16 protein-coding genes are annotated in these 17,093 nt (G+C 64.8%); 10 read left to right on the top strand and 6 right to left on the bottom strand.

Going from position 1 to position 17,093, the window contains the following annotated elements; genetic code table 11:
• Positions 1-71: 71 nt before the first annotated feature.
• Complete coding sequence (locus H7A19_00240) at positions 72-1,193, bottom strand: ferrochelatase (GenBank protein MCP5473257.1); 1,122 nt, start codon at positions 1,191-1,193, stop codon at positions 72-74.
• A 276-nt stretch (positions 1,194-1,469) separates the two neighbouring features.
• Between H7A19_00240 and H7A19_00235 the strand changes: the two genes are divergently transcribed.
• From H7A19_00235 to tatC, 5 genes are all read left to right on the top strand, one after another.
• Positions 1,470-2,321 (top strand): IPTL-CTERM sorting domain-containing protein, encoded by an 852-nt coding sequence (locus H7A19_00235; GenBank protein ID MCP5473256.1) that lies wholly within the window; start codon positions 1,470-1,472, stop codon positions 2,319-2,321.
• Between the two features lie 168 nt (positions 2,322-2,489).
• Entirely contained in the window at positions 2,490-3,134 is a 645-nt protein-coding gene (locus H7A19_00230) for a lipid-binding SYLF domain-containing protein (protein MCP5473255.1), read from the top strand.
• 68 nt (positions 3,135-3,202) lie between these two features.
• Positions 3,203-3,424, top strand: coding sequence for a Sec-independent protein translocase subunit TatA (gene tatA, locus H7A19_00225; GenBank protein ID MCP5473254.1), 222 nt, complete (start codon positions 3,203-3,205; stop codon positions 3,422-3,424).
• 8 nt (positions 3,425-3,432) lie between these two features.
• Positions 3,433-3,735 carry a twin-arginine translocase subunit TatB gene (gene tatB / locus H7A19_00220; GenBank protein ID MCP5473253.1) on the top strand — a complete coding sequence of 101 codons (303 nt, stop codon included), beginning with the start codon at positions 3,433-3,435 and terminating at the stop codon, positions 3,733-3,735.
• The gene (gene tatC / locus H7A19_00215) at positions 3,719-4,477 is read left to right on the top strand and encodes a twin-arginine translocase subunit TatC (protein MCP5473252.1); all 759 of its coding nucleotides are present in this window, start codon (positions 3,719-3,721) and stop codon (positions 4,475-4,477) included. The genes tatB and tatC overlap by 17 nt, the downstream gene beginning before the upstream one ends.
• Before the next feature lie 296 nt (positions 4,478-4,773).
• Here tatC and H7A19_00210 read toward each other — a convergent pair whose 3' ends face one another.
• Positions 4,774-5,460 (bottom strand): hypothetical protein, encoded by a 687-nt coding sequence (locus tag H7A19_00210; GenBank protein ID MCP5473251.1) that lies wholly within the window; start codon positions 5,458-5,460, stop codon positions 4,774-4,776.
• Between the two features lie 156 nt (positions 5,461-5,616).
• On the opposite strand from H7A19_00210, the gene H7A19_00205 reads away from it, so the two are divergent.
• A complete protein-coding gene (locus H7A19_00205; GenBank protein ID MCP5473250.1) occupies positions 5,617-6,327 on the top strand; it encodes a hypothetical protein in 711 nt (236 codons plus the stop codon).
• Between the two features lie 220 nt (positions 6,328-6,547).
• On the opposite strand, the gene H7A19_00200 is transcribed toward H7A19_00205, so the two are convergent.
• Both H7A19_00200 and H7A19_00195 read right to left on the bottom strand, forming a co-directional pair.
• The gene (locus tag H7A19_00200; protein ID MCP5473249.1) at positions 6,548-7,183 is read right to left on the bottom strand and encodes a hypothetical protein; all 636 of its coding nucleotides are present in this window, start codon (positions 7,181-7,183) and stop codon (positions 6,548-6,550) included.
• A gap of 316 nt (positions 7,184-7,499) precedes the next feature.
• The gene (locus H7A19_00195) at positions 7,500-9,341 is read right to left on the bottom strand and encodes a type II/IV secretion system protein (GenBank protein MCP5473248.1); all 1,842 of its coding nucleotides are present in this window, start codon (positions 9,339-9,341) and stop codon (positions 7,500-7,502) included.
• 154 nt (positions 9,342-9,495) lie between these two features.
• Here H7A19_00195 and H7A19_00190 point away from each other — a divergent pair, with 154 nt between their 5' ends.
• Complete coding sequence (locus tag H7A19_00190; GenBank protein ID MCP5473247.1) at positions 9,496-9,840, top strand: RidA family protein; 345 nt, start codon at positions 9,496-9,498, stop codon at positions 9,838-9,840.
• A 319-nt stretch (positions 9,841-10,159) separates the two neighbouring features.
• Here the strand turns inward: H7A19_00190 and pbpC are convergent, their stop codons facing one another.
• Positions 10,160-12,562 carry a penicillin-binding protein 1C gene (gene pbpC / locus H7A19_00185; GenBank protein MCP5473246.1) on the bottom strand — a complete coding sequence of 801 codons (2,403 nt, stop codon included), beginning with the start codon at positions 12,560-12,562 and terminating at the stop codon, positions 10,160-10,162.
• 331 nt (positions 12,563-12,893) lie between these two features.
• On the bottom strand, positions 12,894-13,841 hold the full coding sequence (locus H7A19_00180) for a glycerophosphodiester phosphodiesterase (GenBank protein MCP5473245.1): 948 nt from the start codon (positions 13,839-13,841) through the stop codon (positions 12,894-12,896).
• 589 nt (positions 13,842-14,430) lie between these two features.
• On the opposite strand from H7A19_00180, the gene H7A19_00175 reads away from it, so the two are divergent.
• The 3 genes from H7A19_00175 to queF all read left to right on the top strand — a co-directional run bounded on the left by H7A19_00175 (position 14,431) and on the right by queF (position 17,010).
• Positions 14,431-15,384: an XdhC family protein gene (locus H7A19_00175; protein MCP5473244.1), complete on the top strand. Its 954-nt coding sequence runs from the start codon at positions 14,431-14,433 to the stop codon at positions 15,382-15,384.
• Positions 15,377-15,961: a nucleotidyltransferase family protein gene (locus H7A19_00170; protein ID MCP5473243.1), complete on the top strand. Its 585-nt coding sequence runs from the start codon at positions 15,377-15,379 to the stop codon at positions 15,959-15,961. Before H7A19_00175 ends, H7A19_00170 begins: the two co-directional genes overlap by 8 nt.
• Before the next feature lie 221 nt (positions 15,962-16,182).
• A complete protein-coding gene (gene queF, locus H7A19_00165; protein ID MCP5473242.1) occupies positions 16,183-17,010 on the top strand; it encodes an NADPH-dependent 7-cyano-7-deazaguanine reductase QueF in 828 nt (275 codons plus the stop codon).
• Positions 17,011-17,093 lie beyond the last annotated feature (83 nt).

The following is a 17,093-nucleotide window of genomic DNA, read 5'->3' as shown; positions in this document are numbered from 1 at the left end:
ACCCCACGCCAGACCTGCCCAGGTTTGCTCCAGTACCGCCAACTGCCACTCTTCGGCATCGGCAAAAAGACTCATCGCGATGTCCCCAGCCAGACTTGGTCGGCCTTGATCTGATTCACCCGGACACTGCGCGCAGTCTGGTCCAGGGCATCGTCGCCGGGCGGCAGCCAGCCACCCAGCTGACGCTGGATCAGTGAGGCCAGCGTGTCGACATGGGCCGGGCGGTGGTTGAGAGCCGGGATGTAGCGCAACTTGCCGCCGCCGGCGTGAGCAAAGGTCTCGGCATTTTCCTGGGCAATCTCTTCCAGCGTTTCCAGACAGTCGATGGAGAAACCCGGACAAAGCACATCGACGTCGCCAACGCCGGCCTTGCCCCATTCGCCCAGCGTCAGATCGGTGTAGGGCTGCAACCAGGGTTCGCGACCCACCCGGGACTGGAAGCTCACGAACATCTGCTGCTCGGTCAATTGCAGCGCGTCGCGCAACAGGCGTGCAGTGACCTGGCACTGGCAGTAGTAGGGATCTCCGTTGAGCAAATAGCGTCTGGGAATACCATGAAAGCTCAGCATCAGGCGTTCGCCGCGGCCATGTACCCGCCAATGGTCGCGCACGCTCTCGGCGAGGGCGCTGATGTAGCCGGGCTCACGGTAGTAGTCGGTGATGAATCGCAGCTCCGGCACCCAGCGCCACTGGCGCAGACATTGGGTCACTGCATCGAACACCGAAGCGGTGGTGCTGCCCGAGTACTGCGGGTACAGCGGCAATACCAACAGCCGCCGCAAGCCGCGCCTGCGTAGACCGTCCAGCACCTCACGCAGATTCGGGCTGCCATAGCTCATGGCCAGCTCGACCACCGGTGCCTGATCGCCCATCGCCTCACGCACGCGCGCTGCCACCGCATCAGTCAAGGCCCGACTGCCCACCAGCAAGGGCGATCCCTGCTCGGTCCAGACCTTGGCGTAGGCGCGCGCCGAGCGCGCCGGGCGGATACGCAAGATGACGCCGTGCAGGATCAGCCACCACAACCAACGGGGCGTTTCCACCACGCGCGGATCCGCCAGAAATTCTCCCAGGTAGCGACGCAGGGCCGAGGCGGTTGGCGCATCCGGTGTGCCCAGATTGACCAGCACCACGGCAGTCAGCGGCTGGCCACCATGTCCCTCGGCCTCGGTGTTTCCGGTATAGCTCGGCATCCGATCGATCAGTCCTTGTGCAGTTCAGGGCGCAAGCATGCGCGAATACAATCCTGCCTGGCTGTCCGCAGTGCGTGAAAGGTCACGAAATCGAGCAATTTCCGCAACGGGACAGGCTTTGTCTGTCAGCAACAGTGCTGATAGACTAATGTGGCGCACGTCGTGGTGACGATTCAGATAACTAAAACAATGCAGATTCGACGCGCTCCCATCGCGCTCTTGGTGCTTGCTGCTGTCTTTCCGGCGGCGGCATCCTATGCAGCTTCCGGGTTCATCGTGAATTCGGATGACCCGAGTGTGCGCGATTTCGATACCCTGCATACACTCGATTTGATCAACGGTGATGCAGCGAAGGTGGGCGAGGTTCGCGCCGCCCCTTCCAGCGCTCCCTATGCCGACGTCGAAGGCTTGGCCTTGGATGCCAATGGCAATCTCTACGGCATCGACGATGCCAGCAAGACCTTGCTGCGGATCGACCGCGATACGGGTATTGCATTGCCGGTCGATGGGCGCGAAGGCAATACCGGGTTGTCACGCACGTCGAATTTCGATTTCGGCCTGACGTTCGACTGCGCCGGCAACCTGTACGCCAGTTCCGACAGCCGCCGCAGCCTCTACCGAGTGGACGTCAGCACGGGCGCTGCGACCCTGGTCGGCAGCGAAGGAGCATTGGGTGCTGCCATCACCGGTCTGGCAGCGCGCTATGACGGCGTCTATGGCATCGGCTCCTCGGGTGACGAGAACCTCTATCGCATCGACGTCATCACTGGTCGGGCCGAGCTGATTGGTCCTCTGGGTGGCGGCCTGCGCTTCACCGATGGCGGCCTGGATTTTGATGCCGGCGGCATCCTCTGGGGAGTGGCCGACATGACCGGCACGTCCATCAACCCGGAACCCAGTGTGGTCTTCACTATCGATCCGGTCAGCGGTGCCGCACAGCGCATCAGCTCGACGCTGCCAGGAGTCGAGAGCCTGGCCATCGCCAAGCCGGTTTGCGAGGCACCAACAGGCCCAGCGGGCCCGGCGGTGCCACCCGCCATTCCCACGCTCGGCAGTCAGGGTCAGGCACTGCTGTCGTTACTGTTGGCTCTGTTCGGGTTCGCAGCCATTCGCTTTCAGTCGCGCTGATTCGGCCGACCCTGTTCATCGCTGCCTAAGTCGTTGTCGGGCATGCTCCCCAGTCATTGCTGCGCCGGCTGCTGCGTGGGCGCTCCCGGAATGATTCCTGCAGGAGATGCAAGCATGAATTCGATACTGTCCCGCGGTTTCGCCCTTCTGACTGTCCTTGCGCTGCTGATGATGACGGCAGCCGCGCCGGCACATGCTGGCCGCAAGGAGCAGAAGCGCGCCGAGACTGCACTGGCGGTGCTCAAGCAGGTTCAGTCGACACCGGACAGCGAGATTCCGGCCTCCCTGTTGTCCAAAGCCTATGCCATCGCGGTCATACCCGAGGTGGTCAAGGTGGGTTTTGTGGTCGGTGGACGTCGCGGCAAGGGCCTCATCTCGGTGCGACAGTCAGACGGCACCTGGTCGAACCCGGCGTACATCACGGTCACCGGCGGCAGTTTCGGCTTTCAGGCCGGCGTGCAATCGGCCGACATCATTCTGGTGTTCCGCACGCCGCGTGGCGTCGACAATCTGGTGTCTGGCAAGTTCACACTGGGCGCGGACGCCTCGGTCGCCGCAGGCCCGGTCGGACGACAGGCAGCGGCAGCCACCGACGGCGAACTGAAGGCCGAGATCCTGGCCTACGCTCGCACCCGCGGCCTGTTCGCCGGCGTGGCACTGGATGGCTCGGTGCTGGCCGTCGACTATGATGCGATCGAACGCGTGTACGGCAAGGGCACCTCGCCACGCGCGCTCTTTGAAGGTCGCACCCAGGGCGCACCAGGTTTCATCATCGATTTCCGCGATCAGTTGGAAGAACAGACCTCGCGCTGATGGTTGGCTGTCATCCGCCATTGACGCCAGACCGTTATGCTCATCGAAAGCAGTCATTGGAGTAGCACATGGGCACATGGAGTATTGGTCACTGGCTGATCGTGCTGGTGGTGGTGTTGGTGGTGTTCGGTACCAAGCGCTTGCGCAACGTCGGCACTGACCTCGGCGCTGCCATCAAGGGTTTCAAGCAGGGCCTGGCCGAAGGCAATGACCCCGCCAAGCTCGAAGCAGATCCCAAGCCCACGGCCAAGGCCGAAGAGGCCGAGAAAGAGCCGGCCCAGAAGAACTGAGCGCGGCCGTGTTCGACGTCGGCTTTTCCGAACTGATGCTGATCGCGCTGGTGGCCCTGGTGGTACTGGGTCCGGAGCGACTGCCCGGTGCGGCACGCACCGTGGGTGCACTGCTGCGCAAGGCGCGCAGCAGCTTCGAATCGGTCAAGGCCGAGGTGGAACGGGAAGTGCGCGATGAAGAACTCAAGCGCGCCCTCAAGAACATGCCGCAGCCCTCGGAAACCCTGCGCAGCGTGACCGAACCGCTGGAGCAGCAGGCCCGGGAAATCCGTGATTCACTGAAGAGTGTGGACGATGCAACCCGCCGCTGACGATGATGACGGCGGCCAGGGCTTTCTGTCGCATCTGGTTGAACTTCGCACCCGCCTGCTGCGCGCGGTAGCGGCCTGGCTGGTACTGGCGCTAGCCCTGATTCCATTTGGCAATCGTTTGTACACGATGCTGGCGGTGCCCTTCCGCCAGACCCTGCCTGAAGGCGCGCAGATGATCGCCATCGATCCGGCCTCGCCCTTTTTCACGCCACTGAAGCTCAGTTTTTTCGTGGCGCTGATCGCCGCCATGCCCTTTGTGCTCTACCAGCTCTGGGCATTCGTGGCGCCCGGGCTTTACCGGCACGAGCAGAAACTGGCGGTGCCACTGCTGATCTCCAGCACCCTGCTGTTCTATCTGGGCTGCGCCTTCGCATACTTCCTGGTACTGCCCACGGTGTTCGGCTTCATGCAGGCGATTGCACCTGACGGCGTGTCGGTGATGACTGACATCACTCGCTATCTGGACTTCGTGCTGGTGATCTTTCTGGCTTTCGGCGTGACTTTCGAAGTGCCGGTGGCCACCGTGATCCTGGTGGCGCTCGGCTGGGTCACCGTGCCGCAGCTGAAGGCCTCGCGTTCCTACGTGGTGGTCGGCGCCTTCGTCGTAGCCGCCGTGCTGACACCGCCGGATGTGGTCAGCCAGCTGATGCTGGCCATCCCGATGTGCATCCTCTACGAGATCGGCATCGTTGCCGCCGGCATGGTGGCCAAGCCGCCGGCGAAGGACGCGCCAGTAGCGTAGGGTGGATCCTCCGCCGCCGGCGAAGAATCCACCATCGAGACCCAGGTTGTTGGTGTCGGTGTCGGAAACAGCCGCGTAGAGTGGATCCTTCGCCGCAGGCGAAGAATCCACCATCGAGACCTCAGCTTGCGCCGCAACCCAAAGGCCGGTGGAATCCGCCTTCAAGACTCAAGGAGGCCCCGGGTCAGGCCGCAGGCGGGTTCCACCCTACCGCTGCCTGCTCGGTGCCATCACCCGCTCTTACCGACACCGACACCGACTTCTGTCCTGGGCCCAGCTTCCATCCGAAACCAGCTTCACCCCGCCGGCGGCGGCGGTGGGTCGCCTGCCGGCGCCGGGTCATTGGGCGCGAGCTCGACATCACCGTAGATCTCGGCATAGGCCTCGTAGGCCGCTCCCAACAGCACCGGAATCAACACCAGCAAGCCCAAGCCAACCGGGATGATGGCGACTACCGTCAGGATGATGCAGGCGATCCAGAACACGATGACGGCCGGCAGGTTGGCGAGCACGCCATCGAAGCTGGACTTGAGTGCGTGCGGCGCTTCCTGATTGCGGAACAGCACCAGCGGAACGGCAAAGTAGGTGAGGGCCAGCACCGTGACCCCGATCAGACCGCTGATCAGCCAGCCGAAGAAACCACCGGGCAGTGCGGCCCGCAGCAATTCGCCCAGCGTGGGCACCAGCGCCACGATGGCCAGATGCACCATCTTGTCCTGATTGCCGAAGGCACTCCACAGATCGTCGAACTGCATGACCCTGCCGCCAGCGGAACCACGCACACTGATCAGCATGCCTGAATAGAGAAAGGTCGCCAGAATCGGTGCCAGCAGCGCACCGAACCAGGGCACCAGACGCAGAATCAGCACCAGCAGCAGCGACACGAAGACCATGCCGATCAGCAAAGGCCCTCCGGACTTGAAGGCAGCCCAGCCACCCTGCAACCAGTTGATGCCAGCGCCGGCGTCTACGGTCTTGACCATGCTCGATCCCTCGTGAGTATCCGGCGCTCAGAATAGCGCGACCAAGGCCAGGACGCAGTCCGCCATCGGTCATGCCGCCAGCCATCACCGTGTGCCCGATCTCGATCCGCGTAAACATCGTGGTTACCGAGGTTTTCAATCAGGGAGCACCGAGCCATGAGCGATACACCCGAACAGACACCACCGAATCCGCCGCCGACGCCGCCAGAAACCAGCACCGATTCCACTTCGCAGTCCCGCGCCGACTATCAGCGCGCCGCACAAGAGGCCATGAACAAGGCCCAGGCGGCTGCCAAGGATGCTTTCGCCACCTTCAGAAAACTGATCTACAACCCGGTCGGCGCCCTGCCCGAAGCCTATCGCGATCTGGAAGCACCGCAAGCCATTGGTGTCGGACTGGTCTTCGCGGTCGTGGCGGTCATCTGCCTGCTGGTCAGCGGTGGCGGCGCGCTGTCGATGGTCGGCGGCGGCATGATGTCCATGGGCTTCAAGGGCTTCCTGGTTGGCCTGGGCACCACGCTCGGTGCCGCCGTGGGCATCGGCGCTGGCAGCTGGCTGTCACGCCTGATCTTCCGCGGCGAGGGCAAACTGGCCTTCGATATCTTCATCGGCGGCGCGGCACTGCTGCCCATCGGCCTTGGCACCCTGGTGACCTATCTGCTCAGCGTGGTCGGTATCGGCGGCCCCGTCGGTCAATTGCCCCTGCTGGTGGGCATGAGCCTGATGGTGCTGGTGGTGTTCACCGGCCTGGCGCGCGTGGCCGGCATCAAGGAAGGCCTGGCCAGCTACCTGGTTGCCGGCGTGCTGGCGGTGGGCATGCTGGTGGCCTACCTGATCACGCGACTGATGGTTGGGGTGTTGTACTGAGATTGGGCACGGGGCACGGGGCACGGGAAAGGCTCGCAGGCCGCGGCCTTGAAGTGTGCCCCTGGCCCATCTCACGCGCCTGCTTTGCGTAGGAGCGCCCTTGCGGCGCGACCAATGGTGCATTCGGGTGGGTCTCGACACGAGGTCGCTCCAACCAGGGTTCGAGGCTGGTCAGTGCCGCCTGCCTTGAGCGCGTGTGCAGATCCTGTCTGAACCGGCTTCAGAAGACGGCAAGTTCTTCGACGCCGTCGCCCCGAACCGAATCCAGCGCGTAGTCGATAATCTTGATGCCGAACAGATCATGGTCGATACGCTCGCTGATTGGCTTCACCACCAGCACCAGCGGCGGATAGACGTCCAGGGTAGCGCCCGAGGGTGAGCGGTAACGGGTGAGAAAACTGCGCGCGACCCTGCCATCGGCAATCGGCTCGAAGCTGTCCTCGACCGTGACCGCATAGCCGGGATCAAAGCGCGATCGGCCCTGCTCCAGACTCTGCAGGTCGACCGCTGCACGGGTCGCTTGATCCGGTGTCAATGACGCGCCGAATAGCGACCTTGAACCGAACGGCGATCGCTCGACCACATCACCCTGCTGCGCATACAGCAAGGCCACGGCGACATAGGGGTTCAGTCCTGCGAGCTGCTGCAACTGGTCTGTCGTCAGCGTGAGCAGCTGGATCTCGGTAACGTCGTCCGGCAGATATCCGCATGCAGTTCCCGGGATCTTCCTCAACTGGGAGGCTTGCGGTTTCACGGCTTCCGTCTGAAGCCGCGATTCGGCCGCGAAGACCGCCGGCGTCAGCAGCAGAGCGACCATGAGCACCGACATCCATTGCGCCTGCCATCGGTAGTGCAAGTACACAGACACCTCACCAGGGAAGTTCTATACGCGGAGAACAAGTCTGCGCCCGCGAAATCGCGGGCCGCAACTTGCCGAGGGGCGCGACGAGCCGGTTCGATGCAGCCGGGCTCAAGGTCTGGCGGGGAAGAAGCGTCCAGACAAGTCTGGACCTACAGGAGCGCGTTCTTTGCTCGGTGCGGAAGAAGCGTCCAGACAAGTCTGGACCTACAACAGCCGGCGGCGCCGCGGCCTTTCCCGTGCCCCGTGCCCCGTGCCCCGTGCCCCGTGTCCCGTGTCCCGTGTCCCAGCAACCAGCAACCAGCAACCAACGCTAGTCGATAGGCGGCAACACCCCCAACACCTCCTCCACCGTGGTCAAGCCGCGGGCGACGTGCATGGCGGCGGACAGGCGCAGCGGGCGCATGCCTTCCTTGAGGGCGGCTTCGCTGAACTTGGCGAGTTCGATGCTGGGGTTGATCATGGCGCGCAGGCTGGGGGAGACGCGGAACATCTCGTAGATGCCGGTACGGCCGAGGAAGCCGGTCTTGCGGCATTCCATGCAGCCCACGGGGGCGCCGACACGGGAGGGCACTTCGGCGCGCCAGGGATGGCACAGCGCCTTCCATCTGGGCTCGTCGATCTTGGCGTTCAGACGCTTGCAATGCGGGCACAGGGTGCGTACCAGGCGCTGGGCCATGATGCCGACGATCGTGCCCTGCAGCAGATAGTAGGGCGCGCCCAGATCCATCAGGCGCTGAATGGCGCTCGGGGCATCGTTGGTGTGCAGCGTGGACAACACCAGATGCCCGGTCAGGGCGGCCTGGATGGCCATCTGCGCGGTTTCCAGGTCGCGGATTTCGCCGACCATGATGATGTCCGGATCCTGGCGCAGCAGCGTGCGCACGCCCTCGGCGAAACCGAGGTCGATGTTGTGCTGCACCTGCATCTGATTGAATTCGGGCGAGACCATTTCGATCGGGTCTTCGACCGTGCAGACATTGATCTCAGGGGTCGCCAGTCGCTTCAGCGTCGAGTACAGGGTGGTGGTCTTGCCCGAGCCGGTAGGGCCGGTGACCAGCACGATGCCGTGCGGCACGGCGATCATGTCTTCCCAGAGCTTGCCCTCACGCTCGGAGAAACCGAGCTGGGCGAATTCCTTGACCACGATATCGGGGTCGAAGATGCGCATGACCACTTTCTCGCCGAACGCGGTGGGCATGGTCGACAGGCGCATTTCCACCTCGCGCCCTGAGGGGCTCCGCGCCTTCAGGCGGCCATCCTGCGGGCGCCGCTTCTCGGCCAGATCCATGCGCCCAAGCACCTTGATGCGGGCGGTCACACCGGACATCACCGGGGTCGGCAGCTCGAAGGTCTTGTGCATCACGCCATCGATGCGGAAACGCACATTGGAGATTTCGCGGCGCGGTTCCAGATGGATGTCGCTGGCGCGCTGCTCGAAGGCGTATTGCAGCAACCAGTCGACGATCTGCACGATGTGCTGATCGTCGGCGCCGAGGTTGGCGCTTTTGCCCAGTTCCAGCAGCTGTTCGAAATTGATGATCTTGGCACCGAACTCGCGGGTGTTGTCCTTGGCATCCTTGGCCTTGCGCACACTGCGGGTGACACCGTAGAACTCCATCAGGAAGCGCGAGACGTCGAGCGGATTGGCAACGACGCACTTCAACTCCTTGCGCAGGATGTGCGCCAGGTCTGGCCGCCAGCTGTCGATCATCGGTTCGCTGGTGGCGAACACCACTTCGTTTTCGCTCACCGACACTGGCAGGATCTTGTAGCGCTGGGCGTAGGCCTGACCGATGACCTCGGTCACTTCGCCCATCTTGATCTTCATCGGATCGATCTTGAAATAAGGCAGACCCGCCTGCTCGGCCAGCCATTCGGTCAGCGACTCCAGTGTCAGGGTCTTGCTGGTGTCGCGCTGATCCTTGAACTTGAGGTTGGCAATGATGACCAGCGGATTCAGGTCCAGTCGGCCGCTTCCGGAGCGCGCGTCCATGACCACGCGCTGCGAGTCCTCGACGCTCAGCATGCCGTCCTCGATCAGGGCCGCGGTCACTTGCGACAGCACCAGCTTGTGGTTCGGCGTGAAGCGTGGCGGCTTTTCCGAGGAGATTTCGAAAGTGGCCGCGGTGCCTGAGGTTTTCACGGTAGCCATGACTTGCGCTCGAACTGATGGCAAGCTTGCATCCTAACCCGTCAGGCGCGACGGGCGTGCGTTCGGCAACACGCTTTGGCAACGCACGCCGCCCCCTTGCCCGCCGGCCGCAATAATCGCAATCCAGGCACGGAGAGTATTGATGGGCAACCGGATCATCCAACGCTTTGACGTCGGCGCACGCATGTCGGAAATGAGTGTGTACAACGGCATCGCCCATCTGGCGGGGCAAATCGCCGACGACGCCAGTGCCGATATCGGCGGTCAGACCCGGCAGGTGCTGGCCGCCATCGATGCCCTGCTGGAACGCGCCGGCAGCGACAAGACCAAGATCCTGATGGCCCAGATCTTCCTGGCGGATCTGGCCGATTTCCCCGGCATGAACGCAGTCTGGGATGCCTGGGTCACCCCCGGCCACACGCCGCCGCGGGCGACCGTGCAGGCCGCGCTGGCCAATCCCCAGTGGCGCATCGAGATCGTGGTGACGGCGGCGGTGTAGGGCGGGCGGGCACTGCCTGGGAGTTCCGGTCACAAATGGCGGCGCTTGTTTGCGCGTCGAACTGTAGGCGACTACGGGGCCCGTGTTTCTTGTCCGCAAAGGACGCAAAGGACGCGAAAGGTTCAAAGATCGGCCGGCCTGCCGGAGATCCATGCCGACCTCGCCCGCCGAAATCCTGGAATCGCCCTACTTTGCGTCCTTTGCGTCCTTTGCGGAAAATGCTTTCTTCAGGTGCTTGCGATGTGTTTGCGGATGCCGACCTCAACTGCGAAAGCGAATCGCGGCTGAAGCCGCTCCCACCGCTTCGGTGCTGCAGCCGCTACTTCTCCACCACCACTTCCACCTCGCGTTCCGCCGCTCGGCCGTGATCGTCGACCGCTCGCAGGCGGTAGTGGCCGGGGCCGGGCGGGGTCCAGCGCAGACCGGCACCGGTCGGGGCTTCGCCGAGGAAACTGTTGCCGGCAAACCAATACAGTCGACTGACGTCGGCATCGCTGCTGGCCATCAACTCGATCTGGTTCTGGTCGGGGCGCGACAGTCGCAGCGCGTAGGCGGTGGCCCGCAACGGCGAACTGATCTGGGGCGGGCTGCCCAGCCAGTGCTCGGCACCGGCGCAGTCGGCCCCGCGCGGCGGTTTCCGGCGGGGCATGCCGGCGCGTTCGAAGACCTCAGCCAGATCGCTCGGCCAGAATTCATAGACCTCGGTGCGCACGGTGGCCGGATCGCGCCGACCACAGACCGGTTCGCCACTCTGCCGATCAACCTGTATGCCACGATGAATGCTGCTGACCCGAATCGGTGAGACCCCGGGAATGAACCAGGTCTGGCCACGCTTGGGACACCAGGTGTTGGGGAGTTCGCCCGAGGCCCGGCAGATTTCGACCCGGCGCAGATTCAGCGGCCAGCGCCGCTGAGGTTCGGACAGATCCACATGGGCCGCCTGCAGGGCATCGACGATGGCGAAGAACAGCGGTGCCGCAGCATCGACACCGATCAGCGCCGGATTGCCGCGGCCGTCGAAGTTGCCCATCCACACCACCAGCACATAGGGGCCGACCAGTCCGGCGCTCCAGGCATCGCGAAAGGCCCAACTGGTGCCGGTCTTCCAGGCCACCCGCGGGGCGTCGGTCTGGGCCAGCGTGCTCAGGTCCGGACGTGGATTCCTGGCCAGCATGTCGCGCACCATGAAGGCCGCCTCGGCACTGAGCAGGGCCCTGGATTCGCCATCGGGACTCTGATCCAGCCAGCGCAGCGACCGCAGTTCGCCGTCGTTGCCGAGCAGCGCGTACAACTGCACCAACTCCTCCATCGTGACTTCGCCGCCGCCGAGCACGAGCGCCAGGCCATAGTGTTCGGCGCTGGCCATGCGCGAGATGCCGGCACTGCGCAGGAAGTCGTAAAAGCTGGGCCGATGCAGTCGGGCCGCCACCAGCACGGCCGGGATGTTGCGCGAACGCACCAGGGCTTCGGTCGCAGTCACTGGCCCGAGGAAATGGCCATCGAAATTCTCCGGAGTGAACGGCCCGAAGGCGCTCGGCACATCGCGCAGCACCGTCGCCGGATGCAGAATGCCCTGATCGATGGCCAGACCGTAGATGAAAGGTTTCAAGGTGGATCCCGGCGAGCGCTTGGCCGCTGCGCCGTTGACCTGACCGGCGATCGCGGCGTTGCCGTAATCGGCAGACCCGACCAGCGCCCGAACGCCCATGTCGCGGGCGTCGACCAGCATCACCACCGCATTGTTCAGGCCCTTCTGACGCCAGCGACCCAGATGCGTGCTCACGGCCTGCTCGGCGATGCGTTGCAGTCGCAGATCGAGCGTGGTGGTGAGCACCGGCTCGGTATCGCCGCGTCGCCAGCGCTCGGCCAGCACCCGCTCGACGAAGTGCGGCGCCGAGAACGGCAGGGCGCCGGACGCGCGCAGGCGCAGGGGCAGGCCCATCAGTGCCTCGTCGGCGGTGTCGACCACCACGGTGGCGCGGTAGCGTTGAAACAGCCGATCCCTGGCCGCGGCCAGTGCCGGACCGATGACCGTGGCACTGCCATCCTCGGCCAGCCGTCCGCGCCGCGCCGGCGCCTGAGGCAGCACGGCCAGGGTCAGGGCTTCGGGCAGGGTCAAGGCCTGCACCGGTTTGTCGAAATAGATCAGACTGGCGGCGCCGGCACCTTCGATATTGCCGCCATAGGGCGCCAGGTTCAGATAAGCCTCAAGGATCTCGTCCTTGCTGTAGCGCAGCTCCAGCCATACGGCGTCGGCGATCTGGCGCAGCTTGCCGCGCGGCGTGCGTGTATCCAGCCGTCCCAGCAGCCGCGCCAACTGCATGGTCACGGTGGAGCCACCGATGCGCGCCTCACCCGAGACATAGGTGCTCCAGGCGCCGCGCATGAGGCTCAGCGGGTTGAAGCCCGGGTGCCAGCGAAACCAGGCGTCCTCGTGCAACAGCACTGCATCGATCAGCAGCGGCGAGATCTGTTCCAGCGGCTGCCACAAGCGATAGCGCTGGTCACTGGCCAGACTGAGACGCAGCAGCTGTCCATGACGATCGTAGACCGCCACCGATTGCGGCGCCTGCAGCGACAGCGGCGGCTGCGGCAGGGCCTGCAGACCCAGGCGCAACAACAGCCAGACGGGCACGATGATGGCCATGCCCAGGGTCCAGCGCAGCAGGCGGCCGGTGATTGGCCTGAGCCATCGGGGTCCGGTGGCGGCGACGGACTTCATCAAGCCCTAGCGCGGCAGAGGAAATTCGTTAGCCGCCGCCTGTGCGGGCATGGGCCATGAACCCGGAGGCGGGCTCGGAGCGGCTTTGGGGAGGGACGCGCGCCTGCGCGGCCGCTCTCTCCATGAACCGGCATCGTAATTCATTGATTTTACTCCGGCCTTATTCACCGGTAGGAGCGCCCTCGCGGCGCGATCCTTGTTGCCGCCGTGCGGCTGTCTGGTCGCGACTCGAGGTCGCTCCTATCGCCAAGCATGTGGTTCATGGCCCGTGGGCAGTGTCGGGCCGATACACGGGGCTCGCAATGACGCGGCAAGAACTTGCGAGATGGGTTCATGGAACGCCCCCGGTCGGCATCAACTCGATACGATCGGTGAGTATGCCGTCGATTCCCAGCGCACGCAGTGCGGGCAACCGCTGCGGATCGTTGCTCCAGATGTGGACGGTTCCACCGCTGGCATGCACCCGCTCGATGAAGGTGCCCGGCCAACCCCAGACCAGACGCATGGCCTTCCAATCCGGCAGCACGAGGCGCTGGCCGGCGCAACTGGACGGCAGTCGCCCGGTCCATCCTGTTTTCAGGTAGTCGACCAGACAGCGCCTGATGCCGACCCGGCCCGGCATCACGCAGGCCTGCTCCACGAGCTCGGCGTAGACCCGGTTGAGCTCGGGAATCGCGTTCAGGCAAACACGCTCGCTGGCCCTTTCCTGCGCCAGGATCTGCGCCAGCAGCCGAGTGGTGTCCACCGAGCGATCCTTCTGATTGATCATGAAGCGACCCTCGGGAAAGGCCCGCAGCACCTGACGCAGGCTCGGTAGCAGGCCCACGCCCTGACCCCGAAAGGGGAAGGTCGCTCCGCCATCGGCGGTGTAGCCATAGCCCACATCCAGCGCCTGCAGTTGCGCCAGTGTGTGCTCGCGGGTTTCGCCCTGACCCTCGGTCCGACAATCCACGGTCCAGTCGTGAAACACCGCGAGTTCGCCGTCCAGCGTGCGATGAATATCCAGCTCGATCATGTGCGCACCGCGGTCGAAGGCTGCGGCCATGGATGGCAGCGTGTTTTCCAACAAGCCGTGAGTGGGTGGAAAGATGCGCGTGGCGGTGCAGGTCTCGTTATCCAGGTCATCGGTTCTGAAGGTCTGGTGCACACCTCGGTGCGAAATCCACTCGAAATCTGCCGCCGGTGGCGCGGCGCGGAAAGGCAGATTCAACAAGTAGATCGCCGCATACAGGCCGGGCAGCAACAGCAACAGGCCCTTGACGATTTTCCCAGCTCGCATGTCCAGCTCCATGGCTTCAAGTGCCGATGACTCTGACCGGGGCGGCAGAGATCCGTCGGGCACATTTCGGGCCAGCGGCGGCAGATTGGGCGCTTCCGGGGGCGAAGGCGCGAGCAGCTGCGCGGCGGAACCAAGCCATCCGATGCTTCACGGGGCGTGCTTCTGGATTGCTTCGCTGTGCTCTCCATGAACCCATATCGTAAGTTATTGATGCGTCATTGCGAGGAGCGCAGCGACGAAGCAATCCAGGGTATCGCCGCACACCTTTGGATTGCTTCCCCCGGATCAAGTCCGGGGTCGCAATGACGCCGGGGGTTCATGGCCCGTGCGCAGTTTCAGGCCGGAACAGGTGGCTCTCCATGAACCGCATTCGAGCGCCGGGTACCGGGGGTATCGGGTCGCTGTTGTGGAGGGCGCGGCGCCGCTGTGCGCTGAGCGGAGATCAAGAGCGGCCGCGCAGGCGCGCGTCCCTCCTCAAGGCCACGTCGTACCTGCCAGGGTTCATGGCCCGTGGGCAGTTTCAGGCCGAAACAGGTGGCTCTCCATGGACCCATATCGCAAGTGCTGCCCTATCCTGTGCGTAGTGCCCATGAAGTCGGAGCAGCGCTTGCTGTCCTACCCTGTTCATCACAGCCTGCGCCATCTGCTGACCGACTGGCGTGCGCGGCCGCGAGCGGCGGTGGCGGCATTGGTGATGGCCACGCGCGGCTCCAGCTATCGCAAGCCAGGGGCATTGGCGCTGATCGATAACGATGGACTTGTGGCCGGCTGCATCAGCGGCGGCTGCCTGGAGGCCGATCTGGTGGCTGCCGCGCAAACGGCGCTGGCAACGGGAGAGATTCGCCGGGCCAGTTTCGACACCCGCAGCGATGAGGACCGATGGTTCGGCTCGCAAAGTGGCTGTCGCGGTGAAACCGAGGTCCTGCTGTGGCCGTCGGGCGGTCCGCGGCATCCGCTGCTGGATGCACTGGTCGCCGCCGACGAAGCCCATCAAGTGCTGTTTGTGGATGCCCGCGCTGATCCGCCGCAGATCCTGTCGAGTACCGTCGGCCCAGCCTCCGCCGACTGCGTGCGCATTGCCCCGCCGCCGCGACTGCTGCTGCTCGGCGGTGGCCCGGAAGCGCCAGCGTTGCTGGCGCTGGCGCGCACGCTGGGCTGGCATGTGGATCTGATCGAACATCGAGCACGCTATCTGGCCGACGCGCGCCTGGCCGACGCCGATCGGCTGATCGACGCACGTCCGGGCGATGCCCTGTCCGAGCTTGATCTGTCCGCCTACGACGCAGCGCTGTGCGCGACGCATCTGTACGACGAGGATCAACGCTGCCTGACGCGGCTGGCGCCGTCTTCGATCGCTTTCGTTGGTCTGCTCGGGCCCGCCGTGCGCCGCGACGAGTTGCTGGGCGAACTGCCGCCGGCGCTGGCCGCGAATCTGCGGGATCGTCTGGAAGGCCCGGTGGGCCTGATGCTGCACAGCCACGGACCGGAATCGGTGGCGCTGTCGATTGCCGCGCGGCTGACTCAGGTGTTCGCCGGTGCCTGAGCCTGCGCATCTGGCCCTGTTGCTGGCAGCCGGTGGATCACGCCGCCTGGGCCAACCCAAGCAACTGCTGGACCTGAATGGCATCAGCCTGATCCGGCGCATGGCGCTGGCCGCGTTGGCCACCGAACCCACCGAATTGCTGGTCTCGCTGGGTGCCGAGGTCGAGGGCTGCCGCGCGGCGCTGCAGGGGCTGCGTTGGCGCGAGGTGCTGGTGGCCGACTGGACCGAGGGCATGGGGCGCAGCCTCGCTGCCGGCGTGGAAGCCATCACCAATCCCGCCCTGGCGGTGCTGGTCCTGGGCGTCGATCAGCCAGCGCTCGACGCCGACCATCTGCGTGCGCTGGTCGCGCGGGGACAGCAGAGACCCGATTGCGCGGTGGCCAGTGCCTACGCCGATACGCTGGGCATCCCGGCGCTGTTTCCGGCCGAATGGCGGCCGCGCCTGGCCGCACTTGGCGGCGACCTGGGCGCGCGCGTCTTGCTGCGAAGCGGCGACCCTTCCGTCCTCAGTGTGCCCGCGCCGCAACTGGCCATCGATATCGACACACCGGCAGATCTGGGTTCATTGCGACCCTGAAGGCGAGAGCGGCCCTGGAGGGCGCCGCGCTGGGGCGCCGCCTATTGGACATCAGGAGCGGCCGCGCAGGCGCGCGGCCTTCCTCAAAGCCGCCGTGATCTGGGCATACCGGTTCATGACCCATCGCCACTGTCGGGTGGAAACCGGCCTCCGGCCGTGACGCCCCACTCAGCTCCATCCGGCTATCTTTGGAAGTCATGAACCAGAGCCACAGCGGCCCCATGCCCGACCTTTCCCATACCCTGCTCGGCCGCACCGTCGAGCACGAACCCGCCTACAGCCCCGATCTGCTGATGCCCATCGCCCGTGCCCAGGCGCGTGCCGAGCTGGGTCTGGGCGAATCGCTGCCCTTCGTCGGCAGTGATCGCTGGACCGGATTCGAGCTGGGCTGGCTGCAGCCCGGCGGCAAGCCGCGGGTGGCGGTGCTTCGGGCGTGCGTACCGGCAGATTCGCCGTATCTGATCGAATCGAAGAGCTTCAAGCTCTATCTGAACAGCTATGCGCGCGAGCGCATGCCCTCGTCCGAAGCCGTGGCGCAACGCATCGTTGCTGATCTGTCGGCGGCCGCTGGCGCGCCTGTGGCAATCGAATTGCTGCTGCCCGAGCAGTGGTCGCAATTGGCGCCTGGCGCCTTGCCGGGGCGCTGCATCGACGATCTTGAGGTCGACTGCGAATCAAGTACGGAGCTGCAGGCGCAGGCACTGGCTTCCGACGTCAACCAACGGGTCAGCGAAACGCTGGTATCAAATCTGCTGAAGTCCAATTGCCCAGTGACCGGACAGCCCGATTGGGCCAGCGTGGTCATCGACTATCGCGGACCGCGCATCGATGCGGCCGGCCTGCTGCGTTATCTGGTGTCTTTCCGAGAGGTACGCGAGTTTCACGAGCAGTGCGTGGAGCGGATCTTTGTCGACCTCCAGGCACGCTGTGCGCCCGACGAACTGCGCGTGGAAGCCCGCTACACCCGTCGCGGCGGTCTGGACATCAATCCCTACCGCGCCAGCCACGGGCCGGCGCAGATCGCTGATCGCCGCAGTTGGCGGCAGTAGGGTGGGCAACAGGCGGCTTGGATGAGACACGAGTCTGCGGGTGAATTGCCGCTCCTTGGTTATTCGTCACTGGGGCAGGGGGC

Source organism: Rhodanobacteraceae bacterium, from assembly GCA_024234055.1.
Classification (GTDB): Bacteria; Pseudomonadota; Gammaproteobacteria; order Xanthomonadales; family SZUA-5; genus JADKFD01.
This window is presented reverse-complemented; position numbering and strand designations above follow the sequence as displayed.